Raw genomic sequence first — 14,412 nt, forward strand, 5'->3', positions numbered from 1 at the left:
GCTCACTCCTTGGCGCGACCGCTGACGGCCGCCGCTGTGGGTGGGACGAAACGGACCGGTTGTTCCTCGGCCCGTTGCCGTTGTCGGGTCCGGTGACGGCCTTGGGCGGATTGCAACTGACAGTCCTGATCGGATTCGGCGGAGAAGCGCACGGCTTCCTCTTCCCACACCGCGTCCAGGGCCTGGGGAGTGTGGTCCGGTGCTTCCCGGGATACCTCGGGCCGATGCGCCTGGATTTCCGATTCCGCGCCGATCAGAGCCAGTAAAGCGGTGATCGCCAGGGCCTGGGGCGCCTGCCGGCTTTCCAGCCGTGCCGCCAGCCGGGCCAGAATGGCACGGACTTCGCCGAGCCAGCGGCCGATTTCCGCTTCCCGGCGGGTCGATAGAAACTCCAGAAACAGGGGCAGGTAGTCGGGTAGCTCCCGGGCTTCCAGTCGGAAGCCGGCCTGTTGATAGTGGTCGAGCAAATCCACCATGGCCTGGCCCCGGTCCCGGGACTCACCATGGACATGCTCGAACAGCAGCAGTGACGTGGCGCGGCCACGGTCGAACAGGGCCACGTATTCGGCTTGCAGGTCCAGCAAATCGGCGGTGGCAATCCGTTCGCACCATTGGCCAAGCCGGTCCCGCATCGACAGGGTCCAACGTCGTTCGGCGTTCAGGGCGGCGGCCAGTTCCGGCACCGCCTGTTGCAAGTCGGCTTCGGGATACTCCAGCAGGCGAGCGAGGGCGCGCAGGCTTCGTTGGGTGATCTCAGTCATGACGCGCCTCCTGCTGACCCGGTTCGAAACGCTGTGGCTTTACCAGGGTGGCGGTTTGTTTGTGCCCGCCGAACAGGCTGGTGTCGTCATCGCCGCCCTGGCAACCATTGCCGAAGGTGAAGCCGCAGCCGCCGCGTTCCGGAAACGCCTCGCGGGCCAGTTCGCGATGGCTGGTGGGGATGACGAAACGGTCCTCGTAGTTGGCGATGGCCAGATAGCGGTACATTTCCATGACCTGGGTTTCGCTGAGACCCGCCTGGTCGAGCACGCTGGTATCGGTTTCGCCATCAATCTGCTTGCCACGCATATACAGGCGCATGGCGAGTAGCCGTTTCAATGCCAGCACCACCGGTTCTTCCTCGCCGGCGGTGAGCATGTTGGCCAGATACTTCACCGGGATACGCAGGGATTCGATTTTCGGCAACATGCCGTCGAATTCCAGATGGCCCGCCTCGGCGGCGGACTGGATCGGCGACAGCGGCGGCACGTACCAGACCATGGGCAAGGTGCGATACTCCGGGTGCAATGGCAGAGCCAACTGCCAGTCCACCGCCAGTTTGTACACCGGCGAGGCCTGGGCGGCGGCGATGACGTTGTCGGGAATGCCATCGGCCCGCGCCTGTTCGATAACGTCCGGGTCATGAGGATCGAGAAAGATGTCCCGCTGGCGGTGGTACAGATCCCGCTCGTCCGGGCTTTCCGCCACTTCCTTGATGCGGTCCGCGTCGTAGAGCAGCACTCCCAGATAACGGATGCGGCCGACACAGGTTTCCGAACACACGGTGGGCTCGCCGGCTTCGATGCGCGGGAAACAGAAAATGCACTTCTCGGATTTGCCGCTTTTCCAGTTGTAATAAACTTTCTTGTACGGACAGCCGGACACACACATACGCCAGCCGCGGCACTTGTCCTGGTCGATCAGGACGATACCGTCCTCCTCGCGTTTATAGATGGCACCGCTGGGACAGGAGGCCACGCAGGTCGGGTTAAGGCAGTGTTCACACAGACGCGGCAAATACATCATGAAGGTGTGCTCGAACTGCCCGTAGATGTCAGCCTGTATCTGGTCGAAGTTGCTGTCCTTGCAGCGCCTGGCGAACTCGGTGCCGAGAATTTCCTCCCAGTTGGGACCCCATTCGATTTTCTTCATGCGCTCGCCGGAAATCAGCGAACGGGGACGTGCCACCGGCTGATGTTTACCGGGTTTGGCCTGGTGCAGATGTTGATAATCGAAGTCGAAGGGTTCGTAGTAATCGTCGATTTCCGGCAGATCCGGATTGGCGAACAGATTGGCCAGCACCCGCCATTTGCCGCCGATGCGGGGCTCGATGCGGCCGTCCTTGCGGCGCAGCCAGCCGCCCTTCCATTTGTTCTGGTTCTCCCATTCCTTGGGGTAGCCAATGCCGGGTTTGGTTTCGACGTTGTTGAACCAGGCGTATTCCACGCCTTCGCGGCTGGTCCAGACGTTCTTGCAGGTCACCGAGCAGGTGTGGCAGCCGATGCATTTGTCCAGATTGAGGACCATGCCGACCTGGGATCGAATAGTCATTTCGCGGCCTCCTGAACGAAGTCCTGGCCTTCACCGTCCAGCCAGTCGACGTGTTTCATGCGCCGGACCATGACGAATTCGTCACGATTGGAACCGACGGTGCCGTAATAGTTGAACCCGTAGGCGAGCTGCGCGTAGCCGCCAATCATATGGGTGGGCTTGGGACACACCCGGGTCACCGAGTTGTGAATGCCGCCCCGGGTGCCGGTGACCTCCGAGCCGGGCACATGCACGTTGCGTTCCTGGGCGTGGTACATCATCGCCATGCCCGGTTTCACCCGCTGGCTGACCACCGCCCGGGCGGCGATGGCGCCGTTGGCGTTGTACAGCTCGATCCAATCGTTGTCGGCCACGCCGAGATCGGCGGCATCGGATTCCGACAGCCACACCACCGGTCCACCCCGGTTCAGCGTCAACATCAGCAGATTGTCGCTGTAGGTGGAATGAATACCCCACTTCTGATGCGGGGTGAGAAAGTTCAACGCTTTGCTGGGATAACCGTTGTCCGCCGGCGGCGTGACGCTGCTGGCGGCACGAGTATCGATGGGTGGACGGTAAACCAGCAGGCTTTCGCCGAAGGCGCGCATCCAGGGGTGGTCCTGATAAAGCTGCTGACGGCCGCTCACCGTGCGCCAGGGAATCAGTTCGTGCACGTTGGTGTAGCCGGCGTTGTAGGACACATGTTCGTCCTCCAGGCCGGACCAGGTGGGGCTGGAAATGATTTTGCGCGGCTGGGCGACGATATCGCGGAAGCGGATTTTCTCCTCTTCCTTGGGCCGAGCCAGATGGCCGTGGTCGCGCCCGGTGAATTTCGACAGCGCCTGCCAGGCCTTGACCGCCACCTGGCCGTTGGTCTCCGGCGCCAGGCTGAGAATCACCTCGGCGGCGTCGATGGCGGTTTCGATGCAGGGGCGATCCTTGGCCGGGCCCGCTGTCTTGCGGCGGTTAAGCTGGCCAAGAAAAGCCACTTCCTTATCCGTGTTCCAACTGATGCCCTTGCCGCCATTGCCGAGTTTCTCCAGGGCCGGGCCCAGGGCGGTGAAGCGTTCGTAGGTGGCTGGATAGTCCCGTCGCACCTCGATCAGCGAGGGCATGGTTGTTCCCGGCACCGGTTCGCATTGGCCTTTTTTCCAGTCCTTCACCCGCGGCTGTGCCAGCTCCGCCGGAGAATCGTGTTGCAGGGGCAGGGTGACCAGATCGGTTTCCTCACCCAGGTGGCCTTCACAGACATGGGAAAACGCTTTGGCGATGCCTTTGTAGATATCCCAGTCACTGCGTGATTCCCAGGCCGGATCGGTGGCGGCGGTGAGCGGATGAATGAACGGGTGCATGTCCGAGGTATTGAGATCGTCTTTCTCATACCAAGTGGCGGTGGGCAGCACCACGTCGGAGTAGAGGCAGGTGGTGGACATACGGAAATCCAGCGTCACCAACAGGTCGAGCTTGCCCTCCGGGGCGTCGTCGCGCCAGGTCACTTCCCTGGGGCGTTCATCACCACTGGCGCCAAGGTCCTTGCCCTGAATACCGTGGCGGGTGCCGAGCAGGTACTTGAGCATGTACTCGTGGCCCTTGCCGGAGCTGCCCAATAAATTAGAGCGCCACACGAACAGATTGCGTGGGAAGTTTCGCGGATCGTCCGGATCTTCAGCGGCGAATTTCAGCGCACCGGATTTCAATTGCGATACCGCGTAGTCCGCGGTGCTCTGTCCGGCCTGCCGCGCGGCTTGGGCCAAACGCAGCGGGTTGGTGTTCAATTGTGGCGCCGAAGGCAGCCAGCCCATGCGTTCGGCGCGCACATTGAAATCAATCAGGCTGCCACCGTAGTCCTCCGTCTTGGCCAGGGGAGAGAGCAGGCTCTTCACGTCCAGTTTTTCGTAACGCCATTGGGAGGAGTGGGCATAGAAAAACGAGGTACCGTTCATTTGGCGTGGCGGCCGCGACCAGTCCAGAGCAAAGGCCAGAGGCAGCCAGCCGGTTTGCGGCCGCAGCTTTTCCTGACCCACGTAATGAGCCCAGCCGCCACCGCTTTGTCCCACGCAGCCGCACATCACCAGCAGGTTGATCAGACCCCGGTAATTCATGTCCATGTGGTACCAGTGGTTCATACCGGCGCCGACGATGATCATGGACCGGCCGCGGGTCTTGTCGGCGTTGCTGGCGAATTCCCGGGCGATACGGAGGCACTGGTCCGCCGGCACGCCGGTGATTTTTTCCTGCCAGGCGGGAGTGTAGGGGCGCAGTTGTTGGTAATCGGTGGCGCCCTGGTCCTCTCCGAGCCCCCGGTCGATGCCGTAGTTGGCGCAGAGTAGATCGAATACCGTTACCGCCAGAATCTCGTCGCCATCGGTGCCGGTGAATACTTTTACCGGCAGGCTGTGGGTGAGAGTGTCATCACCGTCACTTTTCACATGGGGAAAGTGTTCGTGGGGGATGCCGCCGAAATAGGGGAAGGCGACCTTCTCCACCCGGTCGTGATCGCCGGCCAGGCTGAGTCGGGGCCGGATCTCCTGGCCATCGGCGTCAACAGGTTCCAGATTCCATTTGCCCTGTTCGCCCCAGCGGAAGCCGATGGAACCGCGCGGTACCGCCAGCCGCTCTCCGCTCTCATCCCAGACCAGGGTTTTCCAGTCCGGATTGTTGTCCTGGCCCAGGTTGTCGGCGAAGTCGCCGGCGCGCAGCTGCCGGCCGGGCACATAGCGGCCATCGTCACGGCGTTCCAGTGCTACCAAACAGGGCAGGTCGGTATAACGCCGCACGTAGTCAGTGAAGTAGGCGCTGGGGGAATCCAGGTGAAACTCCTTGAGGATCACATGGCCCATGGCCAAAGCGAGGGCGGCATCGGTGCCCTGCCTGGCGCTGACCCACTCATCGGAGAGCTTGGCCACCTCGGCGTAGTCCGGGGTGATCGCCACGGTCTTGGTGCCCTTGTAACGCACTTCGGTGAAGAAGTGGGCATCAGGGGTCCGGGTCTGCGGCACGTTGGAGCCCCAGGCGATGATATAGCCGCTGTTGTACCAGTCCGCGGATTCCGGCACATCGGTCTGCTCGCCCCAGGTTTGCGGCGAGGCCGGCGGCAGGTCGCAGTACCAGTCATAGAAGCTCAGGCAGACACCGCCGATAAGGGAAAGGTAACGGGCGCCAGCGGCGTAGGACACCATGGACATGGCCGGGATGGGCGAGAAACCGATGATGCGATCCGGTCCATACTGTTTGGCGGTGTAGACGTTGGCGGCGGCGATCAGTGTATTCAGTTCATCCCAGTCAGCACGTACGAAACCGCCCATGCCCCGGTTTTTCTTGTATTGGGCGGTCTTGTCCGGATCCTCCACCAGGCTGGCCCAGGCATCCACGGGATCGGTATGCCGGGCCAGCGCCTCGCGCCACAGCCGCCACAACGATTGCCGCACCAGCGGATACTTGAGCCGGTTGGCGCTGTACAGATACCAGGAATAACTGGCGCCACGGGGACAGCCCCGGGGTTCATGATTGGGCAGATCCGGACGGGTACGGGGGTAGTCGGTCTGCTGGGTTTCCCAGGTCACCAGGCCGTTTTTCACGTAGATCTTCCAACTGCAGGAGCCGGTACAGTTCACCCCATGGGTGGACCGCACGATCCTGTCGTGTTGCCAGCGGGCCCGATACCCGTCTTCCCAGTCTCGGTTTTCGTCGCGGGTTTCACCATGGTGGTCGGAAAATTCGGTTGGCTTCTTTCCGAGATACCTCAGGCGATCCAGAAAGTGGCTCATGGTGTTGCTCCTAACAGGGAATCACCGCTTTTCTGCGGGTGTAGTAAAACCAGGTCAGTCCCAGACACAGGACATAGAACAGCAGGAAGCCGTACAGTGCCGGCTCGGCGCCGCCGGTGAGCTCCAGGGCCGTGCCAAAAGCCTTGGGAATAAAGAAGGCACCGTAGGCGGCGATGGCGGACGTGAAGCCGACCACGGCGGCGGCTTCGCGGTCGCTTTCCAGTTGTTGTTGCCGGGCATCCCGATCCGGCATCAGCCGGGCCACTTCGTGGCGGAAGATGGCGGGCACCATTTGGAAGGTGCTGGAGTTGCCCACCCCGGAGACCAGGAACAGCCAGAGGAAACACACGAAGAAGCCGACGAAGGCGCCGGGTTGATCGCGCTGATCGAGGAACCAGAGCAGGCCGATCACGCCGGCGATCATGCCCGCGAACACCCAGAAGGTGACGCGGCCACCGCCGAGCCGGTCCGACACACCACCGGAGAAGGCGCGGCTCAGCGCACCGAGCAGCGGACCGAGGAACGCCAGCTTGAGAGCGTCCACCTCGGGAAACAAATGGGAACTGAGCAACGGGAAGGCGGCGGCGAAGCCGATGAAGCTGCCGAACGTGCCGGTGTACAGCACGCACATCAGCCAGTTGTGTTTACGCCGGAAAATCACCGCCTGATCCTGGAACGAGGATTTGGCGCTGGCGATGTCGTTCATGCCGAACCAGGCCGCCACGGTGGCGGCAACGATGAAGGGCACCCAGACGAAGCCGGCGTTCTGCAGCCATAGGCGTTCGCCGTCGGCGGTGGTCTGCGGATCACCGACCACGAAAGTGAACACACCGGTGGTGATCACCAACGGCACCACGAACTGCATCAGGCTCACGCCAAGATTACCGAGGCCGGCATTGAGTCCCATGGCGGCACCTTTTTCTTTTTTCGGAAAGAAAAAGGATATATTGGCCATACTGGAAGCGAAGTTGCCGCCGCCGAAACCGCACAGCAAAGCGAGCACCAGCATCACCAGATATGGGGTATCCGGGTTGCGTACCGCGAAGCCGATCCACAACGCCGGCAGCAACAGCGACGCGGTGGAAAAAGCAGTCCAGCGGCGGCCACCGAAAATGGGTACCATGAAACTGTAGAACACTCGCAGGGTAGCGCCGGACAGGCCCGGTAACGCCGCCAGCCAGAACAGTTGGTTGGCGCTGTAGTTGAAGCCCACTTGCGGCAGCCGTGCCACCACCACCGACCACACCATCCAGACGGAAAAGGCCAGTACCAGGTTGGGAATGGAAATCCACAGGTTACGGCGGGCGATGGCGCGGCCTTGGTGCTCCCAGAAATCGACGTCCTCCGGCCGCCAGTCCTGTAGCACCAGCTTGCTCGGTGTGGACAGCTCCGGCAGGTCGCCGGTTTCACGCTGTTGCGTCCATTCCACCCGGCTGGCCTTGATAATGGCGTAATGCATCCAGGCCAGCGCCCCGGCCACCAGCACGAACAGCAGCATGAAGCAGCTCTGCCAGATGCCCACCACGTCATTGAGCATGCCGAAAGTCAGCGGCAGGAAGAAACCGCCCAGGCCGCCAACCATGCCCACCACGCCGCCGACGGCGCCCACGTGTTCGGGGTAGTAGGTGGGAATGTGTTTGAAGACCGCCGCCTTGCCCAGAGACATAAAAAAGCCCAGCACCATGATCAGCAGCACGAAGGGCGGCAGGCCCATGTTCAGAGAGAAACGCAGTTCGCCCTCGATGCCCTGGATACGGTATTCGGTGGGGGGATAACTGAGCAGGAAGGTGCAGACCAGACAGGCGATGAAGGTCCAGTACATCACTCGCCGGGCGCCGTACCGGTCGGAGAGCCAGCCGCCGAGAATGCGGAAGAGGGAGCCGGGCAGGGTGAACAAAAGCGTGATCATGCCGGCGGTGGTGAGACTCACCCCGTAGGCTCTCATCAGGTAGTGGGGCAGCCACAGGGCCAGGGCGACGAAGGCGCCGAAGACGAAAAAATAGTAGAGCGAGAAACGCCATACCCGAAGGTCCGCCATGGGCGCGAGACGCTGACCCAGGGTCAGGGACCGGGCCGGGCGTTGCGGGTCCCGTGCGAACACCAGGAAGCCCAGTCCCATCAACGCCAGCACCAGCGCATAGACCTGGGCGGTGCCTTGCCAGCCCAGTGCCACCAGCAGCAGGGGCGCGGCGAAGTTGGTCAGCGAGGAGCCCATGTTGCCGGCGCCGAATACGCCCAGAGCCGTGCCTTGACGGTCACCGCCAAACCAGCGTGAAACGTAGGCGGTACCGACGGCGAAGGCGCCGCCGGCCAGCCCCAGCCCCAGTGCCGCCAACAGCAGCATCGGGTAGCTGCGCGCCAGAGTCAGGAGGTAGACGCAACTGGCGCTGACCAGCAGCAGGACGCCCATTACCGGACGCCCGCCGAAGCGGTCGGTGAGAATGCCGAGAACTGGCCGGCTGACGGAGCCGGTGAGCACCGGCGTGGCGATCAACAGAGCCAGCTCGGTGTCGGTGAGATTGAGTTCTTTGCTGAGCGGGATACCGATGATGGACAACAGCGTCCATACAGCGAAACACAGAGTGAATGCCAGGGTGGAAAGGAACAACGCCTGCCCCGAGCTGGGGTGTGAGACCGGTTCCGTTGATGCCACGGTGCCTCCTTGAGGTATGGGCCGTCCGTGCGTGGCAATCTGTCAGAATCAACTGTCAGGCGTGTTGATGCGGGTCAATATCCCTCCGACCAATGGCATGGAGTATGGAGATCCGGTCATGACAGCCTGGAGACTGCCCAATGTCATTCCCCTTCACGCCGCCCAGGCCACCGTCGCCGCTGGCGGTGTTTCGCCATATCGATGCTCATGCTCCGGTGCCACTGAAGCGTCCTTTTCTGGAACCGCTGATGAATCGTTTGCTGGCGGAACCGTTGGCGGCGGGGGAGTTCGAGCCCTTGCAGGGCCGCTATCTCACGCTTGATCTGGCCGATGGCGCGCCGCGTTTTACCGTGACGCTGCAAGCAAACCGGCTGCGGTTAAGTGAGCGCCCCGGCGAGGCGTGCATTCGTGGTGGTTGGCGTGAGTTCCTGCAGCTTCTTGGCAGAGAGCAGGATCCGGACACCCTGTTTTTCCAACGTCGTTTGTTGGTGGAAGGAGATACCGAATTGGGGTTGTGGGTGAAGAACCTGCTTGATGGCCTGGACCAGAGCGGCTGGCCGGGGCCGGTGCGGGAGGGGGTGCGGTTGTTGGCGTGGGGGCTTCGCTGAATCACCTTTCCGCTTGCACGCAACACGCTGATTCGCTGGCAAGCCAGCTTCCCACAGCGGCTTTGCCGCTTTTTCTGTGGGAAGCGGCCTTGGCCGCGAATCAGCGTGCTGGCGTGTCAGCGCTTTTTGAACATCAGCGCACGCTGAGCGTTTCAAATAACGGTCGCAGTCGGTCCGCCAGGTCGGGCAGGGGATTGGCTATCGGTGACGGTTGCTGGTAGGACGGTGACAGACACTGTTGTGGCCGTGCCCATTGCAGGGCGTAGTGGCGCACGCCTTTAGCGGCCAGCCAGCGTGCCAGCCGTTCCAGGGCGTCCTCATCGAAATCCCGCCAGTGCACGGTGGTGCGGCACTCCAATGCCAGATCGGCGGCCAGCAACTGATCCAGACTATCGCACTGTTGCCGCCACTGCCGGCTGCGTCCGGTGATGCGATCGATCTGGTTCGCATCCCCTTTTACATCCAGGCCCACCCAGTCCAGCTCCGGTATCAGCGTGGCCAGACGCCGGGGGTAACTGCCGGCGGTGTGCAGACCGATGCCGAAACCCCGCTCGCGGGCACGTCGTACCGCCAGCGGCAGGTGCGGATGACGGGTGGGCTCGCCGCCACTGAAGACCACCGCTTCCAACAGGCCGCGCCGTGTGTCGAGAAAGGATTCGACCTCGAGCCATTCCCGTACATGACCGCGTCGGGGCGGAATCATGTGTGGGTTATGGCAATAGCCGCAACGCAGCGGGCAACCCTGCACGAACACGACGCAGGCCAGATAACCTGGATAATCCAGGGTCGTTAGCGGTGTCAGCCCCGCCACGGGCAGGGCCGGACCGGGACCGATATCAGCCATTCAGGCACGCCTGGTCTTCGCGGAAATGACGGCGGTGCCGGTGTTCGGATTGTTTGCCGGGATTGAATTGACTCACCGGCCGGTGGTACCCCATGACCCGGGTCCAGACCTCGCAACGTTGCCGCTCTTCTGCGGGCAGAGTGTCACGGGGATTCAGGGAAAGAGTCGCGTTCATGGTCAGTCTCCTTTTATGGGCTTAATGAGAATCGAAATGCGGGAAAATCAGGCGATGCTTCTGTTGCGTTGCGCCGTCTGGCGTGCCAGCAAGGCGTCGTCGCAGTGCGGGCAGAACTCGTGTTCGCCAGCCAGATAGCCATGTACCGGGCAAATGGAAAAAGTCGGCGTCACGGTGATGTAGGGCAACCGGAACCGGGACAAGGCGGTGCGCACTAACTGACGACAGGCCCGGGCGCTGGAGAGCCGCTCGCGCATGTACAAGTGCAGAACGGTGCCGCCGGTATAACGGGTCTGCAGCGGGTCCTGGTGCATCAGCGCTTCGAACGGGTCCTCGGTGTGGCCCACGGGCAGTTGGCTGGAGTTGGTGTAATAGGGCGCTTCGGGCGTACCCGCCTGGAGGATGTCGGGATAACGACGGGCGTCTTCCTTGGCGAAACGATAAGTCGTGCCTTCCGCGGGCGTGGCTTCCAGATTGTAGAGATGGCCGGTTTCCTCCTGGAATCCCCGCATCCGATCGCGCACGTGTTCAAGCAGGCGCAGCGCCATATCGCGGCCCGCCTGCGTGGCGATGTCCTGCTGGTCGCCGGTGAAATTGCGCACCATCTCATTGAGGCCATTCACCCCCAGCGTGGAAAAATGATTGCGCAGGGTGCCCAGATAGCGGCGGGTATAGGGGTAAAGACCGGCGTCCATCCAGCGCTGAATGCAACCGCGTTTGATTTCCAGGCTGTCGCGGCCCAGTTCCAGCAGCCGGTCCAGTTCCCGATAGAGTCCTCTTTCGTCGCCGGCGAAGCGGTGACCCAGCCGCGCGCAGTTGATCGTCACCACGCCCACGGAGCCGGTTTGCTCGGCGCTGCCGAACAGGCCGTTACCGCGTTTGAGCAGCTCGCGCACGTCCAGCTGCAGGCGGCAGCACATGGAGCGCACCATGTGCGGCTGCAGATCGGAATTGAGGAAGTTCTGGAAGTAGGGCAGACCATACTTGGCGGTCAGCGCGAACAGCCGCTCCGTGTTGGGCGCGTCCCAGTCGAAATCCTCGGTGATGTTGTAAGTGGGGATCGGGAAAGTGAAAACCCGACCGCGTTGGTCACCGGCTTCCATCACTTCCAGATAGGCGCGGTTGATCAGGTCCATCTCCGCCTGCAGCTCGCCATAGGTGAACGGCTGCTCCTCGCCGGCGATCACCGGCACCTGCTCGCGCAGATCCTCCGGGCAGGTCCAGTCGAAGGTCAGGTTGGTGAAGGGCGTCTGGCTACCCCAGCGGGACGGTACGTTCAGGTTATAGATGAACTCCTGGATGGCCTGATGCACCGCCGGATAATCGAGGTTGTCGCGGCGCACATAAGGGGCCAGATAGGTGTCGAAGGAACTGAAGGCCTGAGCGCCGGCCCATTCGTTTTGCAGCGTGCCGAGGAAATTGACCATCTGGCCAAGCGCGCTGGAGAGGTGCCTGGGCGGACCGCTCTCGGCGCGGTCGGCGACGCCGTTGAACCCTTCCATCAGCAGGCTGCGCAGGGACCAGCCGGCGCAGTAGCCGCTCAGCATGTCCAGATCGTGCAGGTGAAGATCGCCTTCCCGGTGAGCCGCGCCGACGTCCGGCGGGTAGACCTGATCAAGCCAGTAGTTGGCGATCAGCTTGCCGGAGATATTGAGAATCAATCCGCCCAGGGAGTAGCCCTGATTGGCGTTGGCGTGCACGCGCCAGTCGGCGCGACTGAGGTATTCCTCGACGGTGGTGCTCACTGCCACCGTGCTGTCCGGGCGGGGTGTGGTCATGGCGCTGATTCCCATATTTGGTATATTTTTCGTGTTCTGGTACAAGATATGGTGGTCAGGGTAAAGGCGGGGTGGAAGGAAAAGGCTGATCTGAGTCAAAGAAAGAGAGAGTGGGAAAAGTTTCAAAGGAAAAGAATCCCGGCCGTGAGCTGCTGCTGTCTCACAAGTTTTGGGCCAGCCCGCTTACACGCAAAAGCGCCGATTCGCTGCCAAGGCCGCTTCCCACAGCGGCTCCGTAGCTCCCTTTGTGGGAAGCTGCCTTGGCAGCGAATGCAGCGCGAATTCATGTATCCAAGGCAACAGACTGACCACGGCCGCGATTAGCGCGCTACCGCCGGTCCATCCCCGGGGCACCGTGCCAGTAGCCGTCACAGCGCGCTTCGTCCACCAGGGCAAGCGGGTCCCGGTGGTCCGGCTGGCCTCGGCGCACTTGATCAAAAGCCGCCACTATCTCCGCCATCGGCTCGTCGGCGACTACCAGGCGCGCGGTGCTTACCCCCATTTCGGCCATCACCGGCAGCTCCCGACGCAGGTCCTGTGGCCAGGCGGAGAGGGTCTGGATGCCGTTGAGCGTGAACAGCCGGCGGCCGTCCTGGCTGAACAAGGGCAGGCCTTGCGGGTCATCCCGGCAGACAAACTGGCAGCGGTCCTTGGGGAGGCCCCGCCGTCGGGCGGTAAAACAACGGGCGGACCAGGCCAGTGCCAGATGACCGTAGGCATGCACCTCGCAAGGCAGCGCCAAACCCTGCCGCCGCAGGGCCGTCATCAGGGTGGTAAGCGCCTGCCGGGACAACTCCAACGGCGCATGCCAGCCCTGCATGCCGGAAGCGGCCAACAGGCGGATGGCTTCCACGTTATAAAGGTTGAGAGAGGCGCCGCCGATAAAGGGAATGCCCGCTTCGCTGAGCAAATGGACGGCGCTCATATCATTGGCTTCCACCGGCAATTCGCCGTTGTCGCAGAGGCGACGCAACGCGCGCAGGTCGGCGCCGGCCTCGATCAGGGTCTGCGAGGACAGCACCACGGCCTTGCCCTGGGCGCGCAGTTCCCGGGCCAGTCCGAGCCAGTGATCCAGTTTCATATCCCGCCGTCGCCCGCACACGGTTTCGCCCAGATAGACCCGTTCCAGCGGCCAGCCCGCGGCCTGGGCGTAGAAGGTCTCATAGTCTTTCTGGTGCCAGTAAAACGGCACCGGTCCCAGGGCCAGATCCAGCATGCCCGTGTCTCCTATTTCCAGCGGCGCTCGTAAGCACCCAGAGTGGTGGTGGAGCCTTCGGACAGGGCGCCCAGAGTGTCTTGCCAGGCCGGGTCGGATCGGAATGCGGACGGTGTCCGGGAGAGATGATCCAGCGCCTGGCGCCATACACGGGTGACCTCCCGTACATAAGCGGGACTGCGTTGCCGGCCTTCGATCTTCACCGCGGCGATGCCGAGGGCCTGCAACTCCGGCAGCAGCTCCAACGTGTTCAGGCTGGTGGGTTCCTCGATGGCGTGATAAAGCTCGTCATCGACCCGGAAGCGGCCTTTGCACAACGTCGGGTAACCGGCCTTTTCGCCGGGGCCGTAACGATCGATGAGCACGCCGTTGAGGCGGGAACTGAGACCGCCGTCCTGTTCTTCCCAACGTACGTGGGCGGCCGGTGAGCAGGCGCCGTGGGTATTGGGAGATTCGCCGGTGAGATAAGAGGAAAGATAACAGCGCCCCTCCACCATGATGCACAGGCTGCCGAAGCCGAACACTTCCAGAGCCACTGGAGACGCGGCAGCCAGTTGTTTGACCTGATCCAGTGACAGCACCCGGGGCAGTACCGCGCGTCGAATATCAAAATGACAATGATAGAACCGCAAGGCTTCGGCACTGGTGGCGGAACCCTGCACGGAAAGATGTCGGGGCAGGTCCGGGTGGCGGCGGCTGGCGTATTCGAGCAGACCCAGGTCCGCCAGAATCAAGGCGTCCACGCCCAGGTCGGCGGCCTGGTCCACGGCCCGGGTCCACAGTGGCCAGCCGTCGTGTTGCGGATAGGTGTTGATGGCGCAGAAGACTTTGCGGTTTCGCTGGTGAGCGTAGTCGATGCCTTCCCGGGCCCGTTCCGGGGTGAAGTTGAGACCGGCGAAACGGCGCGCGTTGGTGATGTCCTTGAAGCCCATGTAAACCGAGTCGGCGCCTTCATCCACCGCGGTTTTCAATGCCGGCAGATTGCCGGCGGGACAGACCAGTTCCGGGGACCCGCTCATCTCTCCTCCCGTGCCAGATGTGTTGGCCGGTCAGGATAAAGCCGCGGGGTCGCATCGGGCTGA

General features: G+C 62.5%; 10 protein-coding genes. 1 reads left to right on the forward strand and 9 read right to left on the reverse strand.

Going from position 1 to position 14,412, the window contains the following annotated elements; all coding sequences use genetic code 11:
- Positions 1-2: 2 nt before the first annotated feature.
- From narJ to E0L37_RS12475, 4 genes are read right to left on the reverse strand one after another with little or no spacing between them, the layout of a single operon-like run.
- Positions 3-761: a nitrate reductase molybdenum cofactor assembly chaperone gene (gene narJ / locus E0L37_RS12460; protein WP_133492054.1), complete on the reverse strand. Its 759-nt coding sequence runs from the start codon at positions 759-761 to the stop codon at positions 3-5.
- Positions 754-2,310, reverse strand: a complete 1,557-nt coding sequence (gene narH / locus E0L37_RS12465; RefSeq protein ID WP_133492055.1) for a nitrate reductase subunit beta — start codon at positions 2,308-2,310, stop codon at positions 754-756. Before narH ends, narJ begins: the two co-directional genes overlap by 8 nt.
- Positions 2,307-6,056: a nitrate reductase subunit alpha gene (locus E0L37_RS12470; protein ID WP_133492056.1), complete on the reverse strand. Its 3,750-nt coding sequence runs from the start codon at positions 6,054-6,056 to the stop codon at positions 2,307-2,309. The genes narH and E0L37_RS12470 overlap by 4 nt, the downstream gene beginning before the upstream one ends.
- Positions 6,057-6,066: 10 nt before the next feature.
- Positions 6,067-8,709: an MFS transporter gene (locus E0L37_RS12475; RefSeq protein ID WP_133492057.1), complete on the reverse strand. Its 2,643-nt coding sequence runs from the start codon at positions 8,707-8,709 to the stop codon at positions 6,067-6,069.
- 140 nt (positions 8,710-8,849) lie between these two features.
- On the opposite strand from E0L37_RS12475, the gene E0L37_RS12480 reads away from it, so the two are divergent.
- Positions 8,850-9,317 carry an SCP2 domain-containing protein gene (locus tag E0L37_RS12480; RefSeq protein ID WP_133492058.1) on the forward strand — a complete coding sequence of 156 codons (468 nt, stop codon included), beginning with the start codon at positions 8,850-8,852 and terminating at the stop codon, positions 9,315-9,317.
- 133 nt (positions 9,318-9,450) lie between these two features.
- Here E0L37_RS12480 and E0L37_RS12485 read toward each other — a convergent pair whose 3' ends face one another.
- From E0L37_RS12485 to E0L37_RS12505, 5 genes are all read right to left on the reverse strand, one after another.
- Positions 9,451-10,161: an anaerobic ribonucleoside-triphosphate reductase activating protein gene (locus E0L37_RS12485; protein WP_133492059.1), complete on the reverse strand. Its 711-nt coding sequence runs from the start codon at positions 10,159-10,161 to the stop codon at positions 9,451-9,453.
- The gene (gene nrdD / locus E0L37_RS12490; protein ID WP_133492060.1) at positions 10,154-10,336 is read right to left on the reverse strand and encodes an anaerobic ribonucleoside-triphosphate reductase; all 183 of its coding nucleotides are present in this window, start codon (positions 10,334-10,336) and stop codon (positions 10,154-10,156) included. The genes E0L37_RS12485 and nrdD overlap by 8 nt, the downstream gene beginning before the upstream one ends.
- Before the next feature lie 47 nt (positions 10,337-10,383).
- On the reverse strand, positions 10,384-12,114 hold the full coding sequence (locus tag E0L37_RS12495) for a ribonucleoside triphosphate reductase (RefSeq protein ID WP_240687469.1): 1,731 nt from the start codon (positions 12,112-12,114) through the stop codon (positions 10,384-10,386).
- 328 nt (positions 12,115-12,442) lie between these two features.
- The gene (locus E0L37_RS12500) at positions 12,443-13,330 is read right to left on the reverse strand and encodes a U32 family peptidase (RefSeq protein ID WP_133492062.1); all 888 of its coding nucleotides are present in this window, start codon (positions 13,328-13,330) and stop codon (positions 12,443-12,445) included.
- Positions 13,331-13,341: 11 nt separating this feature from the next.
- Positions 13,342-14,349, reverse strand: a complete 1,008-nt coding sequence (locus tag E0L37_RS12505) for a peptidase U32 family protein (RefSeq protein ID WP_133492063.1) — start codon at positions 14,347-14,349, stop codon at positions 13,342-13,344.
- Positions 14,350-14,412: the final 63 nt, after the last annotated feature.

It is taken from the genome of Alcanivorax sp. 24 (assembly GCF_004360225.1).
GTDB classification, from domain to species: Bacteria; Pseudomonadota; Gammaproteobacteria; order Pseudomonadales; family Alcanivoracaceae; genus Alloalcanivorax; species Alloalcanivorax xiamenensis.

What these genes read in the sequence shown, in the direction of transcription:
- E0L37_RS12500 (WP_133492062.1), bottom strand. Translation starts at nt 13,330, where the DNA reads ATGCTGGATCTGGCCCTGGGACCGGTGCCGTTTTACTGGCACCAGAAA.
- narJ (WP_133492054.1), bottom strand. Translation starts at nt 761, where the DNA reads ATGACTGAGATCACCCAACGAAGCCTGCGCGCCCTCGCTCGCCTGCTG.
- nrdD (WP_133492060.1), bottom strand. Translation starts at nt 10,336, where the DNA reads ATGAACGCGACTCTTTCCCTGAATCCCCGTGACACTCTGCCCGCAGAA.
- E0L37_RS12485 (WP_133492059.1), bottom strand. Translation starts at nt 10,161, where the DNA reads ATGGCTGATATCGGTCCCGGTCCGGCCCTGCCCGTGGCGGGGCTGACA.
- E0L37_RS12480 (WP_133492058.1), top strand. Translation starts at nt 8,850, where the DNA reads ATGTCATTCCCCTTCACGCCGCCCAGGCCACCGTCGCCGCTGGCGGTG.
- E0L37_RS12495 (WP_240687469.1), bottom strand. Translation starts at nt 12,114, where the DNA reads ATGACCACACCCCGCCCGGACAGCACGGTGGCAGTGAGCACCACCGTC.
- narH (WP_133492055.1), bottom strand. Translation starts at nt 2,310, where the DNA reads ATGACTATTCGATCCCAGGTCGGCATGGTCCTCAATCTGGACAAATGC.
- E0L37_RS12505 (WP_133492063.1), bottom strand. Translation starts at nt 14,349, where the DNA reads ATGAGCGGGTCCCCGGAACTGGTCTGTCCCGCCGGCAATCTGCCGGCA.
- E0L37_RS12470 (WP_133492056.1), bottom strand. Translation starts at nt 6,056, where the DNA reads ATGAGCCACTTTCTGGATCGCCTGAGGTATCTCGGAAAGAAGCCAACC.